A 15,459-nucleotide genomic window follows, 5' to 3' on the forward strand; every position below is an offset into this window, starting at 1 on the left:
ATATCCATGGACCAACTTATACAACTCTATACCACATGGGCCGGGCAGGCTCCCGCCCATGTCGAGAAGCTTGCAGGAGCAGGCAGCAACAGACAATATTACCGGCTGACGGGATCAGACGGAAAGACCGTGATCGGCGTACTTGGCACCAGCAAGGACGAGGACCACGCCTTTGTGTACCTCGACCGGCATTTCACGCAACGCAAACTGCCGGTTCCCCGTGTGCTGGCCGTCAGCAGCGACGAGATGTGCTATCTCCAAACCGACTTGGGCAGCACGTCGCTCTTCGAGGCTATCCGTGGCGGGCGAGAGGCAGGTGGCAGATACAACCTTGCGGAGAAAGAACTGTTGAAGCGCACGATACGCCAACTGCCGAACCTGCAGATCCGCGGGGCCATCGGCTTGGACTGGAACAACTGCTATCCGCAACCTGAGTTCGACGAGGACAATGTGCTCTTTGACCTCAACTACTTCAAATACTGCTTCCTGAAACCCACAGAACTGGAGTTCCATGAAGTGAAACTTCAGGCCAGTTTCCGTCGCTTCGCCAAGGACTTGATAGCCGAACCGACGGAGAGTTTCATGTATCGCGACTTTCAGGCACGCAACATCATGCTTGACGCTGAGGGAAATCCGTTCTTCATCGACTTCCAGGGCGGTCGCAAAGGCCCATACTATTACGATTTGGCTTCGTTCCTGTGGCAGGCTTCGGCAAAGTATAGCTTCAAGTTGCGCCGAGATCTCATCGCGGAGTACTATCATGCCTTGAGCCATTACATCGAGGTGCCGTCGGTCCGCCACTTTGCCAGCAGGCTAAGCCTCTTCGTACTCTTCCGCACGCTGCAGGTGTTAGGTGCCTATGGCTTCCGTGGATACTTTGAGCATAAGCAGCATTTTATCGACAGCATACCTCCTGCCATACAAAATCTGCGTGACCTCCTTGCCCTGCGCGAGGATGTGTTGCCCTATCCCTATCTGCGTGAAGTGCTGACCGCTTTGGTCAACCTTCCGCAGTTTGCGCCTAAGAAAGACGAGATGCTGCCTCGAAAAGACGGTTTCAAGACCACAGACAGCAACATCTATCCCAAGAATCCGCAAGACGGACTGCCCACATTCTCGAAATACGATGGCAAGGGACCGCTCGTGGTGCGCGTGTATAGCTTCTCCTATAAAAAGGGAATCCCAGAGGATCCCTCGGGCAATGGAGGCGGCTATGTCTTCGACTGCCGTTCCACGCACAACCCCGGACGCTATGAACCTTATAAAAAACTGACGGGACTCGACGAGCCGGTGATTCGCTTCCTTGAGGACGACGGCGAGATCGTGGAGTTCCTGCAACATGTCTATGCCCTTGCCGACCATCATGTGGCGCGCTATATCCAGCGGGGCTTCACGAGTCTGATGTTTTGTTTCGGATGCACTGGCGGTCAGCATCGCAGCGTCTACAGTGCGCAGCATCTGGCAGAGCACATTCATGAGAAGTTCGGCATCGAGGTACAGATCGTACATCGTGAGCAGAACATCCGGCAAACCTTGGAAGCTGTGACAGACAAGTGACCCCTGTCTGTCGCACAGTGTCAACAAACTATCACGACAGTGCCTTGCCGCCCGCATGAGTGGCGGCCGCACTGCCGTCTACTGACAAATCAAATCTCAATAACAACTATAACTCTAAAGACAATCACCATGACAAAAAACTATCTGCTCCTCAGTCTTTTGCTCTGCTTAGGCTGGCATCAGACGCAGGCACAACCGTCAGGAGACAATCAAAGGGGTAGGGCAGACGTCACTTGCGCGTTCTCCTATTTTACCTATCAAGGCCAGGACCAGCGCTTCGCCACACCCTACGACCACAGCCGGCAGTATCTCAACCCGGTACGCTCGGGCTATTATCCTGATCCGAGTGTCTGTCGGGTAGGCAAGACCTTCTATATGGTCAACTCCTCCTTTGGCTCTTATCCCGGCGTGCCCATTGCTACCTCGCAAGATCTCGTCAGCTGGCAACCTGCCGGATATGTTCTTGACCGCCCGTCGCAACTGCCCTTGGCCAACCAGCCCATCGCACACGGAGGCATCTATGCACCGACGATCCGCTACAACAAACGCAACAAGACGTTCTACATGATCACGACCAACGTAGGACGCGGCAATTTCCTTGTCAAGACAAAGGATCCCTCCAAAGGCTGGAGCGACCCAATCTGGTTGCCGAAAGTGGTAGGTATCGATCCCGACCTGCTGTTCGACGATGATGGCAAAGCCTATATCGTGCACAATGCCTCGGTGACGGGGAAACAAGCCTACGAGGGGCAGACAGCCATTCGCCTCTTTGAGTTCGATGTCAAAGGCGACTCCACGCGGGGCAATTTCACGGAGATCGTCCGTGGTGGTACGCATGTAGAGGAGAAACCGATATGGATTGAGGGACCACATCTCTATAAACGGGGACACTATTATTACCTCATGTGTGCCGAAGGTGGTACGGCAGAGCACCATAGCGAGGTGATCTTCCGTGCCAAGAAGCCGCAGGGGCCTTGGGAGGAATACAGTGGTAACCCCATTCTTACCCAGCGTGATCTCGGTGAGGACCTTCTTGATCCCGTTACCTGCACCGGTCATGCCGACCTCGTAGAGGACGGTACCGGACAGTGGTGGGCTGTGTTCTTAGGCTGCCGTCCTTATGAGGGCAATCTCTACAACACAGGGCGTGAGACTTTCCTGCTGCCCGTCACTTGGAAAAACGACTGGCCTGCCATCCTCGAACACGGCAAGGCGGTTCAGACGTTCAACGCCAAGAAAGGTGTACAACTGAAGGTCCGCCCATCGCAAACGCCCGAGCAACTCGGCATCACGGGCAACTTCTCTTATACCGACCGCTTTGACAGCACAGCCCTGAACCAGCGTTGGACATTCGTCCGCAATCCGTCGGCATTCTATGCTACGGGAACCGGCGGACTTGTCATCAGCGGTTTGCCGACCAGCCTCTCTGTCAAAGAGAACCCCTTGGCTGTGTTTATACATCAGCAAAACGCCAGTTTCACGGCAGAGACCGAGATGACCCAGCAGTCCACAAGTGCCAAGACGGTAGCCGGCATGTTGCTCTTGCAGGGAGCCAACGCAAACATTGTCTTTGGAAAAACATTGCGTCACGGCAAACCTGTGCTTGTCTTGCAACGCACAGAGAAAGAGCCTGTGGTCATTGCCTCCGCGCCGATAGAGACGGGATCCGTCAAGCTTCGAGTTACAGGCGATGGACGTTGGTATTCGTTCTATTACCAGCCGCAAGGGCAGGACTGGAAAGTATTGGCCACAGGAGTCGATGCCAGTAACCTCAGCACTACCAAGGCAGGTGGATTCATCGGCACGCTCATCGGCTTGGGCATGTGCACTATCCGTGAATAGTCTTTTACCTCTCTAACTCTCTCCGGGGAGTTAGAGAGGCACTTGAAAAAATAATTTCCAGACTTCGTCAATGGGTCACCCTAAATCGAGAATAAGTTTTTGGAAAATAGTCACGTACAGACTTTAGCTCCTTGGGGAGCATAAGCATGGCCATGATTTTCTTTTTTCTTCATCATCTGGAGATGGCAAGGCAATATGAGTCAGGACAAAGACATTGACTGTCTGCCGGGCTGTTAAGGAGGGATATCATTCCATAATTCGTAATTGCGTCACCATCAATTGCTGAAATAAGCTTATAACTAACTGATAATCAATGATGACACTTCGTCCAACCAAAGATATGATGAAGTCAGGAATCTTTTACCTCTCTAACTCTCTCCGGGGAGTTAGAGAGGCATTGGAAAAATCATTTGTTGAGATAACAATCATCTATGAAATAAAAAAAGAGCTTCAAGCAAAAGCTTGAAGCTCTTTTTGTGACTCCGCTGGGATTCAAACCCGGAACCTTCTGATCCGTAGTCAGATGCTCTATTCAGTTGAGCTACGGAGCCAAACCCTAATTGTGTGCTAACTTAAGAAGTGACTCCGCTGGGATTCAAACCCGGAACCTTCTGATCCGTAGTCAGATGCTCTATTCAGTTGAGCTACGGAGCCATATCTTTTTGTAAGCGAGTGCAAAGGTACGACAATTATTTCATACTGCCAAACTTTTCATTGACTTTTTTCAAATTTTCTTTAATCTCTTGCTTTCTGCATACGATTTTACGCCTTGAGGAACGCCTTCCCAACCTATATAATAAGGTGTAGGCAAGATGAGAAAAAGGTATTCACAACTAAACATCTAACGACTATAGACAATCGTAATACTACAGATAAGAAACTATTGCTGTCCGATAAAAAATGTCAGGTAGCCAATTTTGAATTTCCTCTCTAAAAAAAGCGGGGAAAGCCCGCTGACTCTCCCCTAGAGTTTGCAATTTTGTATTGCAAACCCAAAAAATACAAACTCATGGGCAAAGGTACAACTAAAAAATTTCACCGTAGGGAACAATATTGTCGTATTTTATTGCTATCTTTGCCATGTCAAGTAGAATTGAGCTTCTTTTGTTTTGACACCATAAAGGTAGTGGAAATTCCGCATTTGACAAAACTCTGAGGAACTTATTGTCCTTCAGAAACTTATAAAATATATTAACAACAAATTAAGCATTTAGTTGCGGAATTAAGGCTATATATAAATAAGGTATTATTCCAGAAGCATGAATAAAAGAAAACATTTGAATATCTGTCTCGACATGAACTACCATCAAATACTTGAGAATATTTACATGGACATCCGTCCATATGCACAAGTGGGCAAGCAAGCCGACTACATTCCCGCTCTTGCCTCGGTAGACCCCGACCAATTCGGCATCTGCATCAACACACTGCAAGGCGATGAATATGCACTGGGGCAAGCCGACACGCGTTTCTCCATACAGAGCATTTCTAAAGTGTTCAGTCTTGCCTACTGCATGAGCATCCTTGGTGATAATATATGGCTGCGCATGGACAAAGAGCCATCGGGCACTGCGTTCAACTCACTCATACAACTAGAACTTGAGAAAGGCTATCCACGTAATCCCTTCATCAATGCCGGGGCCATCGTCATGTCCGACATTCTGCTCAGCCACCTCTCACATCCCCACGAAGACTACATCGCCTTCATCCGCGAGATCAGCCACAACGACACCATCAACTACAATGATGAGGTGGCGCGTTCTGAGGAAAGCCAAGGATACCTCAATGCGGCCATTGCCAATCTGCTGAAGTACTACCACAACATCGACAACGACATCGCCGACGTTCTGCATTTCTATTTCCTCACCTGCTCCGTTGAAATGAGCTGCAAAGAACTGTCGCAGGCATTTCTGGCCTTTGCCAACCATCGGCAGTCGTTCGACTATCATGGTGTGAGCCTCACCTCATCGCAAGTGAAGAGAATCAATGCCATCATGCAGACCTGTGGCTTCTACGACGAGGCTGGCGAGTTCTCCTACCTTGTAGGACTACCCGGAAAAAGCGGTGTGGGCGGAGGTATCGCCGCCATTTATCCATCCCGCTATTCCGTAGCGGTATGGAGTCCGCGACTCAACGAGAAAGGCAATTCGGTCATGGGAATGAAAGCACTTGAACTACTCACCACCGAAACGGAAGAGTCTATTTTCTAAGAGTGGATTGTGTTTTACTCAGCGAATGCAGGCCGAAAGGCAGAAAAAATAAAAAGGTAACGCTACAAAAGTATACTTCTAACGAATAACGACTTACTGACTTCTCCAGCGGTAGTGACATCATCCACCGTAGGGACGGGGTTTATCCCCGTCCTAACCCCCGTGACGGTAATCATTCCACCCTCCTGTGCCACATGTTTGTTTATCATTTGTGGGGTTAGGACAGGGATAAGCCCTGCCACTACGGTCTCACCACATGCGGTACCGTTAACAAGGTAATACTACCAAAACGATATGGACGCCAACCGCCGAAATGAATTCACAGAATGTCTTTTCCATTAAGAAGAGTCACTATTTGCTGCATGGTAGACGGTTAAATAGACCTTCGAATTCAACTATAATTTTCAAGCCGTTGATTATTAGATAGATAATATTGATAATCAAATAGAAGAAATAGACCTTTGATATTTGCTTCAATGATGATTATTGCGTAACTTTGTCGAAATTTAAGATTCATGAATAACAGGACTATCATATTTTTATTCGTTTTCGTTGCGCTTTTGATGACTGGTTGTAAGGAGAGGCACAACCAATCCATTGATGTCGCTTACCAATTATCGGCAACGGCACCGGACAGTGCTTTATCGGTACTGAATGATGTCAACCAGAAAAAACTTGGTAAAGCCGAAATGGCGCGATATGCGCTTGTCTACACAATAGCACAGGACAAGAGCGGGCTGGATGTTGACAACGACTCACTGTTAAGGACGGCCTATACCTATTATAATAATAGAGAGGATGACTCGCTCTATGCCAAGTGTGAATACTATATGGGCAAATACTACATGCTCAACGACAGCACAGAACTGGCTTTAGACTGTTTGCAGAAGGCAGCAGATGCTTCTGAAAAGAATGGGGACAGATACACGCAATGTATGGCATTGGAGAAATACTCTCGAGTGCTAAGGCAAACAAATCCTCGAAAGGCTGTAGAAGTGGCAAGGCATGCAGAAACGACATACGCAAGTATACCAGAAGCCTCAAAGTCAAATATAGTTTACACGAAACTAAACGTAAGTATGTGTTTACTTTTCGCAGATAGTGTAAACGAAGCGGAGAAGAAATGCAAAGAAGCCATGTCTGTAGCCTATGAGGTAAAAGATTCAGGCATTCTTTCTGATGTCTATCAGGACATGGCTTCTGTTTTGGCAGAAAAGAAGAACTACAAAGAATCTTTATGGTACTCCTATCAATCGTGCAAACTTGACAATGCAGATCAATCATCCAAAATGCTAAATCTGGCTTGGTCTTATCTGAATGCTGACTCAATTAAACAATGTAATGCCCTTCTGAACACAATACAAACAGAAAATCTCTCAGAGTTATACACAGCTTATTATATACGACATTTAGCTGCGATAAAGGAGCACGATTATTCTAAAGCTGTTTCATTGGCGGACTCAGCATATCACTATCTGGAGCAGATGTATGGCAATCAGCTGGATAGCAAACAAGAATATTATAATTCCTTAGTGAAAACAAAATATGAGGAGGGCATTGCTAAAGGTAAAACACGGGTCTTGTCTTGGCTCATAGTCATCGCATCCTTGCTCGGTCTGGCTATAATTGTATTTATTCTGCATTCTTACCGGCAATTTAAGTCAAATGCAAAATTCAAGCTAAAGACCGAGGAAGAAAAGTTGCTCCAAGAAGAAAAGATACACAATGAGGAATTGCATCACAAGGAGATTCAACTCTCCACAATGCGCAACTTCATTCTTAGGAGGATAGATACTGCCCAAAAGATTCAAGAATTGCGAGGCATCAAGACCGACAGCGTGCCGCTAACAGAAGAGGACTGGGAAGAAATAAGGCTGTTTGTAGATGGCGTCGAAGGCGACTTCGTTACCAGACTACATAGCACATTCCCCGACCTAAGCGATGATGACATTAGACTTATGATGCTTCTCCGTCTTAAAATGCCCACAAAGGCATTGGCTTTGATATATGGGATTAGCGAAAAATCGATCAAGCAAAAGTTGTTTGTCTATAAAGCTAAAGTAGGAATTAGCGGTGAAAAGACGTCTTTGCGTACGTTCATTGAAGCCTTTTAAAGTCTCTAACATTGCAGAAATAGACCTGGTATTTGGTGAGGAAAAGATAAGGACCTAATATACAACATGTTACAATTATAGCAAAATTAAAGAAATAGACCTCGTTTATTTGCAAGGCATCTCTAAAGTTCCTAACTTTGCAATAGAAACACGAAAATATTTTGATATGAAGAAGTTGTTTTTACTTTTTTCTATAGCAAATACTATATTGCTCCTTTTCCCAACAGCTCTGATGGCACAGCAGACGCATGTACTGGAGCCAAGCATCATGGAAGTGGCTTACCATGAAATATCCGGCAAATACAATGATGACTACGCGTTGCGTGTGGGAAAATCAATGAGCCAATATTTCAGTTATCATAAACTGCGCGACGACTCATTAAGCAGCAATGCACAGACATCCATGATCATTCTTCAGGAAATGCTTGATGAGGCAAACAACAGAAATGACGCCTCCAAGCAAAGGGCGAGTGGTCCGGACCACGGCGACTATTTCTATAGAAGCCAAGCCAACAATACCTTTGACACATATACCAGTTTTATGGGACAAGGGTATAAGATCACTGAACCCATACCCGTACAGGATTGGAACATCGTCACAGACAGCACACGCCAGATTCTTGGCTTCAACTGCTGCATGGCTACGACAACCTTCCGTGGCAGACAGTGGACGGTCTATTATACAGAGGACATTCCCGTGCCGTTAGGACCTTGGAAGCTGGGTGGTCTGCCAGGATTAATATTGTTTGCGGAAGTCAAAGGATTCATCACAATTGAAGCTTCTGGCATTAAGACCAAGAGTACATCGCCCGTCACTTTCTATAACTTCCTGAACAAAAAATACGAAGCCATTCAGCGAGACGCTTACATCAAAGAAAGAAGCAACCCCAAGGCATATCCCAAGAACACGATTGTAATCCCACAAATGGAACAGCAATGAAGATGTTGAAGATTATCTGTTTGCTCATCTTTCTGTCAGCCTTGTCAGTTTCTGCCCAGACTGTAGTCACAGGCAAAGTCGTCGATGATCACGGAGAACCTTTGCCTTCAGTCATTATCAAGCGATATACGCAGGGACATAAGTTGGGCGGATATGCCAGCAGTGGCAGCGACGGATCTTTCAGCATCAAAGCAGAGGCTGGTGATTCGTTGATATTCAGTATGCTTGGTTTCAAAAACCAGCACATTGCCGTCAGTAGCAACATGAAACCGCTAACGATCAGAATGAGCGACGGCGCAATAGAGCTGCGAGAGGTGAAGGTAAAGTCGGACAAAGTGCACGAGCATGGCGACACCATATCTTATATTGTAGGTGCTTACGCCAACGGCAATGACCGGAGTATCGGCGACGTGATTGCGAAGATGCCCGGTTTCGACGTGGACAAGTCAACAGGAAAAATCTCTTATGAGGGCAAGCCGATCAGCAAGTTCTATATAGAAGGTCTTGACATGCTTGGCGGTAAGTACGGTACAGCCACCAACACGCTGCCGCAGGGCGAGGTGGGCTCTGTGCAGGTCTTGCGCAACCATCAACCCATTCGAGTACTGGAAGATTTCACGTTTACGGACGATGCCGCCGTGAACATCAAGATGAAGAGCAGTGCCAAGACCCATTGGGTGACATCGTGGAAGGCCGGCGGAGGATATGGCAGCGCACACGACGGCTATGACAAAGGCAGATGGCTCTTCGAGGGATTCGGCTTGAGGTTGAAGTCGGACCTACAGACGATGCTGACCTACAAGACCAACAATACGGGTACGGATGTCAGCCGTGAGTCGACAAACCTATTCAGTCTTGACGAATTAATGGGTGAGCAACCTAAGAGTTTCATCCGGCTCTCCGTTCCCACAGCGTCAGGTCTTTCCCGTGAACGCAGTCTGCTGAACCGTAGCCATGCCTTTACGGCGAATGTCATGAAACGTATCAGCGAGGATTCACAGATAAACTTCCAACTTGTCTACAACAACGAGCGGGACAAGGCATGGGGAAGTCAACGGACGGAGTATGTCCTGACGGATGGCAACCGTATCATCAACAATGATCTCTCGTGGCGGTCGAACAGCAACAACCTTTATGCTCTGCTGAAATACGAGCATAACTCTTCGAAGAGCTATCTACGCAACTCACTCTCCAGCGACATGACGTGGCTGTCGCAGCATCTCAGTGAGACAGGTACGCACTCGCATGCTCAGCACTCACTGCTGCCGGTGTTTGACTTCCGCGATAATCTCTACGTCATCCGCCGGTATGGCAACACGCTCGTCTCCTTCTACTCCAACAACAGTGTTCAGCAGCGTCCTCAGCATCTGTATGTCGACTCCACCAAGCAGCAGAACTTGTTACAGCGGTTCTACTCCACCGACACGTATGCTTCCGGTGGATGGAAGTTGGGACTGCTTAGCCTAAGCATGAAGTTTGGTGTAAAAGGTTTGCTGCGCTACCTCACAGCCAATGCCTACGGCCTGCCGGACTCCATTGGCACGACAACCGGAAAGAGTCATTTTGGCTATGCCAAGCTATATGCCAGTCCGCAACTGGAGTACAACGCCAATGATTTCAAATTATCTCTTTCCGCACCTGTTGAAAGCTCGCATTACAAATACAGTGAGGACACAGGCAGAAACCGATTAGACATTTCTCCGTCGCTGCATATCCGTTGGGATGCCACCTCCCGGATCACCATGAACGTTCATGGCAGCTATAGCGTAGAGCCGCTGGACTTCAACCGCTTCTATGGCTCACTGATCATGCAGGACTATCTCTATCTTAACCAAGGCTATGCCGGATATGATGTAGCCAAGAGTAAGACGGTAAGCTATTCGCTATTTTACCGCAACAGCTTGAAGGGCACGCATTTCATGGGTCGCGTCTCCCGCTCGTTCGACACCACGCCGTATACCTTGTCGCGCGAGTTCTCCGGTGAATATATCATCATAGGAACGATTCCCGTCAAGACGAACAGCAACAGTTGGAACTCTACGCTGATGTATCAGCAAGGGCTGCCCTTCCTCAACGGAAAGTTCACCTTGCGCGGACTCTATAGCCACACGGACTCGAAGATGTATCAGGACGGTAGCGTTTCGCCGGCAAAATACAATGCACTCAGCACCAAGGCATCGCTGTATCTCTCCCCTTACACCGACATGTCCATCGACTATTCTGTACAATACGCCTACGACGACATGCTGCCCGAGAACGGCAACAGGTCTTCGTTCAACAACTGGCAGCACACGGCAAAGATCATCATACCCGCCGGCAAACTGCGTTTTACCCTCAAGGGTGAATATGACCACAATCAGCTGATGCCGTCGAAATACAAGGACATCTTCTTTGCTGACGCAATCATCGGACTCACATCCAGACATATCGACTATGAGTTGGGCCTGAGTAATCTGCTTAACGAGAAGTCCTATGTCCGTTCCACCGTTGCCAACCTCACAAAGATGCGCTCAGAGACCATCCTTCGAGGCCGGGAGTTATTACTGACACTTGTGTATAAGCCATAATATATGGAACTGAACTGATAAAACAAAATATGAGGAGGGCATTGCTAAAGGTAAAACACGGGTCTTGTCTTGGCTCATAGTCATCGCATCCTTGCTCGGTCTGGCTATAATTGTATTTATTCTGCATTCTTACCGACAATTTAAGTCAAATGCAAAATTCAAGCTGAAAACCGAGGAAAAAAAGTTGCTCCAAGAAGAAAAGATACACAACGAGGAATTGCATCACAAGGAGATTCAACTCTCCGCAATGCGCAATTTCATTCTTAGGAGGATAGATACTGCCCAAAAGATTCAAGAATTGCGAGGCAACAAGACCGACAGCGTGCCGCTAACAGAAGAGGACTGGGAGGAGATAAGACTGTTTGTAGATGGTGTAGAAGGCAACTTCGTGTCCAGACTACATAGCACATTCCCCGACCTAAGCGATGATGGCATTAGACTTATGATGCTTCTCCGTCTTAAAATGCCCACAAAGGCATTGGCTTTGATATATGGGATTAGCGAAAAATCGATCAAGCAAAAGTTGTTTGTCTATAAAGCTAAAGTAGGAATTAGCGGTGAAAAGACGTCTTTGCGTAAGTTCATTGAAGCCTTTTAGTGACTCCAAAATTGCAGAAATAGACCTACTTTATTGAATATAAATTATAATAGCTTAATATTTAGGATATTACAGAGACAATAGAAATAAAGAAATAGACCTGATTTATTTGCTTCATATCTCTAAAGTGGCTAAATTTGCAATCGAAAACCATAAAACGACTTTAATATGAAGATCGTCTAAAAAATAAATTTCAGAATGGGCATTATAATCTATGTTCTACATATCAAGACGGCAGTTTAGATATGGACTATCTGAACAGATGTTTAGAAGAACATTATAAAATGTCATCTTCTGTGATTAAACTTAATATAGACAAATGATGAAGAAATCTCTTCTAAACCTTATGCTTTGGTATGTTGCGTTTGGGTTGTTGTTTGCTGTTGTACATAATGAAATGTATGCTACGACAGTACATTCGCGTGTCATCATTGGTCATAATCATTTTGCATATATAGACTCTTTGGAACAAGATACCTTGAAAAAGGTGGAGCTTAATGAGGTCGTTGTCAAATCTAGTCAGAAGATTCATGAAATAAACAATGATGTTTATATTCCAACAGCATTGCAAAAGAAAGTGTCTATGGACGGCTATGACTTGCTCAGGAACATGGCAATTCCTCAACTGGACATTGACGCGATCACCTATGAGACAACCGTAAGGGGGAAAGCGGTGACCTTCGTTATTGACAATCATATTGTTACGAATCCCAGTGATGTCAAGACACTATCCCCTAACGATATTCTGAAAGTGGAATACGACGCCATGCCGACGGGAGAATATGCTCAATATGACTGCATTGTCAAGTTTACGACAAAGCGAAAAGATCGGGGCGGAAAGATCATGGCCAACGGGATGCATGGACTGAATAAGAATGTGGGGGATGGCAATGGCGTGGTAAGATTCTACAAGCAGAGATATGAGCATAGCCTGGCATATGCCGAGTCCCATTCCCATGACGAAGACTCTTATGCAGACCAAACCGAGCATTTTGTTTATCCGAATGGGGACGAACTGGAGAAAGGCCTTGTTTCCAACACTTCAAGTCATAAGAAGAGGAGTAGCAATCTGTTCTACAATTTTCACTATTATGGCGATTCCACGACTTTCAATGTGCGGTTAGGCTATCTGTTTCGCCGACCGGAGACAAGTGCTGGCTATCGGACCCGCTATCAAGGAGCTTTTGAAAGAACCACGACCTCATTGGAAACAAGCAATGAGTCTTCCTATTCGCCCTATTTGTCCTTCAGTAGCAGGTTTCAGCTAAGGGACAGCCAGCGACTGAGTTTCAGAGGATCTTTGGATTACTCCAACAACAGATTTGACTACCTGCTCAAGGAAGGGGCTTTCAATAATAGCAACTTCACGAAAGAGCACTACTACAGATTGGTCCTCGGGAGTAATTATACAAAGGTGATGGGCAAGAGCTGGACGTTGACGGGGGCTTTGTATAATTTCACAGAGAACTCAAGGATGAATTACCAGCTCAACCAAACGAAGGTGAAGGGTGGACTGACCTATTCTGAGACTTTGCTGGAAATGGGAGTCTCCAAACGCTGGCCGAAGATGTTCGCGTCTTTGGATGGCGGTATCAGCCAACTGGTATACAAGATTCGAGGAGACGCGAATAAATACCGTTATAGTCCACGCGTCTCGGCTACGGTGAAATACACGCTCACGCCGGGCCTCTACGTACAATATCGTGGCAGCTTGACGAACAGTTACCCGACAATGACGATGTACAACAACATCGAGCAGGACATCGACACAATTCAGAAAAGACGGGGAAATCCTAATCTGAAGCCCACGACCATCGTCTCCAACACACTGGATGTCAACTGCGATGTCGGCTCATGGTCGTTCTATGCCATGTATGACATGTTCATCAGTTGGAAAAACAATGCTGAGTTTGTCAGCTATGACAATGGCTATTTTATCCATTCGTTGCTGACGGAGGGTCATTATTATTACACCAATCCGGAGATAGGAGTGAGCTATTCGAAGAATGGCTTTCTGGTGAAGACACGTTTGGGTGCTGAGCACTATCAAGTGACCGGCAGAAATGGGCTGACGGATACGGAATGGTATAACAAGTCATCCATTTCGTATGCTATCAACGCCCTGAATATCGGCATGTATTACACAACCTACCGACATGGCGTTTATGCCACACTTGAGCAATGGTCCAACACTGCATTGTATGGACTGACGGTCTCTTACAAGTTTAAGGGTATTGGCTTGCAGGCCGGTTGCCAGAATCCGTTTACCGACTATCGTTCCCACAGTTCACTGCTCACGCGGGATTACAGCAAATTCCAATACCGCCTTGACAATCTCCGCGGGAAGTTCTTCTATCTGAAGGCATCCATATCCATGGACTTTGGTAACAAGAAACACGCATACTCTGATGTAGATACCGATAAAAGTATCAATTCTGCGATTATGAAGAATGGAATTAGTAATTAAAATATATCTTGTATGTAATTTCCTTTTTCAAGACAACATGCAATCTTGTCAAGAATCAGTTAGAATTAGGGAACTGACGAAAGTCATCTGCAATCATTTCCTTAGGGATAAAGACAAGAGTTACTCGTCTTTTGAGATATGTATGACAGTTTATGTCATATAAGATAAGAGCAGAGCGACAAATACTGTGCTCTGCTCCTTATATATCTGATTGCATGAAGTCGTTTACTTCTTCAGTTTGCTTTTGTAGGCTTTGTTCAGTCCAGCCACCACCTCGTTGGTGATGTCATAGGCTTTGTCGGCATAGAGCACGTTGTCGCCCTGCTTGGCAAAGATCATACCATACTTCTTATCCTTGTTGTAGATAGCCAAATAGTGCTGCAGAGAGTCGTGCAGTGCCTTGTTGTATTTGTTGGTCTCCTCCTGGAACTCACCGCTCAGTCGCTGGTTGAGTTGCTGCAGGTCATTGCTTTGTTTCTGCAGTCCGGCCTGTATAGCCTCAGCCTGCTCACGTGTGTATGCGTTCTGCTGTACTTTTTGCTGGAAGTTGGCAGCGGCGGCCTGCAGTTGTTGTTGTTTGCTGGCGAGCGTCTTTTGGATGTTGTTGCCCTTCTGCTCGAGGATCTTGCTATACTCCTTGCAGAACTGATACTGCGTCATGATGGAGTCTACCTCCACGAAAGCAATCTTGGAACTTGCGGCTTTCGTTGTTGTCTCAGGAGCCTTGTCGTCCATCTGAGGCTTGCTCTTGTCGCAGCTGACGAGCGTGAGAGCTGACATAGCCATCACGGCCAGCGTGCGTAATGCGTTTGTAGTTTTCATTGTCTTGTATTCTGTTTTGTTTTTAATTTCCGATAGCGTGCTGATCACATTGCCTGCGACTTCATGCGAGCCTCGCGGTCTTGGTCGATGACGCAATGAATGCCCTGCTTGCGTAGAGCCGCATTGTCGTGGATGTGCTGCGACTGAAACGAGCCGTTCTTCTTCAAGATGACGCGCGCACACAGCAGGATCATGGCAATAGCAATTATTAACACCGTGCAGAGTAATGTTTCTATCATTTTTTGTAATTTTGCAGTGCTTGCTTGCACAATTATAAGTGCAAAGATAGCACAATAAAGGCAAATGACAAAGAAAAAACACATAAACCTTATTAAAAAACGA

11 protein-coding genes and 2 tRNA genes are annotated in these 15,459 nt (G+C 46.6%); 9 read left to right on the forward strand and 4 right to left on the reverse strand.

Annotated features, from left to right (window positions below; genetic code table 11):
• Positions 1-6: 6 nt before the first annotated feature.
• From FYJ73_RS04070 to FYJ73_RS16120, 3 genes are all read left to right on the forward strand, one after another.
• Complete coding sequence (locus FYJ73_RS04070; protein WP_154533439.1) at positions 7-1,557, forward strand: RapZ C-terminal domain-containing protein; 1,551 nt, start codon at positions 7-9, stop codon at positions 1,555-1,557.
• Positions 1,558-1,686: 129 nt separating this feature from the next.
• Complete coding sequence (locus FYJ73_RS04075; protein ID WP_154533440.1) at positions 1,687-3,399, forward strand: glycoside hydrolase family 43 protein; 1,713 nt, start codon at positions 1,687-1,689, stop codon at positions 3,397-3,399.
• Between the two features lie 340 nt (positions 3,400-3,739).
• Complete coding sequence (locus FYJ73_RS16120) at positions 3,740-3,865, forward strand: hypothetical protein (protein ID WP_262885114.1); 126 nt, start codon at positions 3,740-3,742, stop codon at positions 3,863-3,865.
• An 11-nt stretch (positions 3,866-3,876) separates the two neighbouring features.
• On the opposite strand, the gene FYJ73_RS04080 is transcribed toward FYJ73_RS16120, so the two are convergent.
• Together FYJ73_RS04080 and FYJ73_RS04085 are read right to left on the reverse strand one after the other, a co-directional pair.
• Positions 3,877-3,950 (reverse strand) — tRNA-Arg (locus FYJ73_RS04080).
• Between the two features lie 29 nt (positions 3,951-3,979).
• Positions 3,980-4,053: transfer RNA gene (locus FYJ73_RS04085), tRNA-Arg, on the reverse strand.
• A 641-nt stretch (positions 4,054-4,694) separates the two neighbouring features.
• On the opposite strand from FYJ73_RS04085, the gene FYJ73_RS04090 reads away from it, so the two are divergent.
• The 6 genes from FYJ73_RS04090 to FYJ73_RS04115 all read left to right on the forward strand — a co-directional run bounded on the left by FYJ73_RS04090 (position 4,695) and on the right by FYJ73_RS04115 (position 14,295).
• A complete protein-coding gene (locus tag FYJ73_RS04090; RefSeq protein WP_154533522.1) occupies positions 4,695-5,609 on the forward strand; it encodes a glutaminase in 915 nt (304 codons plus the stop codon).
• Between the two features lie 515 nt (positions 5,610-6,124).
• Positions 6,125-7,723, forward strand: a complete 1,599-nt coding sequence (locus FYJ73_RS04095) for a hypothetical protein (RefSeq protein ID WP_154533441.1) — start codon at positions 6,125-6,127, stop codon at positions 7,721-7,723.
• Positions 7,724-7,889: 166 nt separating this feature from the next.
• Entirely contained in the window at positions 7,890-8,663 is a 774-nt protein-coding gene (locus FYJ73_RS04100; RefSeq protein WP_154533442.1) for a GLPGLI family protein, read from the forward strand.
• A 2-nt stretch (positions 8,664-8,665) separates the two neighbouring features.
• Positions 8,666-11,230 (forward strand): carboxypeptidase-like regulatory domain-containing protein, encoded by a 2,565-nt coding sequence (locus tag FYJ73_RS04105; protein WP_206081680.1) that lies wholly within the window; start codon positions 8,666-8,668, stop codon positions 11,228-11,230.
• A gap of 64 nt (positions 11,231-11,294) precedes the next feature.
• Entirely contained in the window at positions 11,295-11,828 is a 534-nt protein-coding gene (locus FYJ73_RS04110) for a hypothetical protein (RefSeq protein ID WP_206081681.1), read from the forward strand.
• A gap of 565 nt (positions 11,829-12,393) precedes the next feature.
• The gene (locus FYJ73_RS04115) at positions 12,394-14,295 is read left to right on the forward strand and encodes a TonB-dependent receptor (protein WP_154533444.1); all 1,902 of its coding nucleotides are present in this window, start codon (positions 12,394-12,396) and stop codon (positions 14,293-14,295) included.
• 225 nt (positions 14,296-14,520) lie between these two features.
• Here FYJ73_RS04115 and FYJ73_RS04120 read toward each other — a convergent pair whose 3' ends face one another.
• Both FYJ73_RS04120 and FYJ73_RS04125 read right to left on the reverse strand, forming a co-directional pair.
• Complete coding sequence (locus tag FYJ73_RS04120; protein ID WP_154533445.1) at positions 14,521-15,117, reverse strand: OmpH/Skp family outer membrane protein; 597 nt, start codon at positions 15,115-15,117, stop codon at positions 14,521-14,523.
• Between the two features lie 44 nt (positions 15,118-15,161).
• Positions 15,162-15,356 (reverse strand): hypothetical protein, encoded by a 195-nt coding sequence (locus tag FYJ73_RS04125; RefSeq protein ID WP_154533446.1) that lies wholly within the window; start codon positions 15,354-15,356, stop codon positions 15,162-15,164.
• Between the last annotated feature and the right edge of the window lie 103 nt (positions 15,357-15,459).

The sequence above is a fragment of the Hallella mizrahii genome, assembly GCF_009695775.1.
GTDB lineage: Bacteria > Bacteroidota > Bacteroidia > Bacteroidales > Bacteroidaceae > Prevotella > Prevotella mizrahii.

Bases quoted from the DNA above. Each gene is read 5' to 3' on its own strand.
- FYJ73_RS04070 (WP_154533439.1), top strand. From the start codon at position 7: ATGGACCAACTTATACAACTCTATACCACATGGGCCGGGCAGGCTCCC.
- FYJ73_RS04075 (WP_154533440.1), top strand. From the start codon at position 1,687: ATGACAAAAAACTATCTGCTCCTCAGTCTTTTGCTCTGCTTAGGCTGG.
- FYJ73_RS16120 (WP_262885114.1), top strand. From the start codon at position 3,740: ATGATGAAGTCAGGAATCTTTTACCTCTCTAACTCTCTCCGGGGAGTT.
- FYJ73_RS04090 (WP_154533522.1), top strand. From the start codon at position 4,695: ATGAACTACCATCAAATACTTGAGAATATTTACATGGACATCCGTCCA.
- FYJ73_RS04095 (WP_154533441.1), top strand. From the start codon at position 6,125: ATGAATAACAGGACTATCATATTTTTATTCGTTTTCGTTGCGCTTTTG.
- FYJ73_RS04100 (WP_154533442.1), top strand. From the start codon at position 7,890: ATGAAGAAGTTGTTTTTACTTTTTTCTATAGCAAATACTATATTGCTC.
- FYJ73_RS04105 (WP_206081680.1), top strand. From the start codon at position 8,666: ATGTTGAAGATTATCTGTTTGCTCATCTTTCTGTCAGCCTTGTCAGTT.
- FYJ73_RS04120 (WP_154533445.1), bottom strand. From the start codon at position 15,117: ATGAAAACTACAAACGCATTACGCACGCTGGCCGTGATGGCTATGTCA.
- FYJ73_RS04125 (WP_154533446.1), bottom strand. From the start codon at position 15,356: ATGATAGAAACATTACTCTGCACGGTGTTAATAATTGCTATTGCCATG.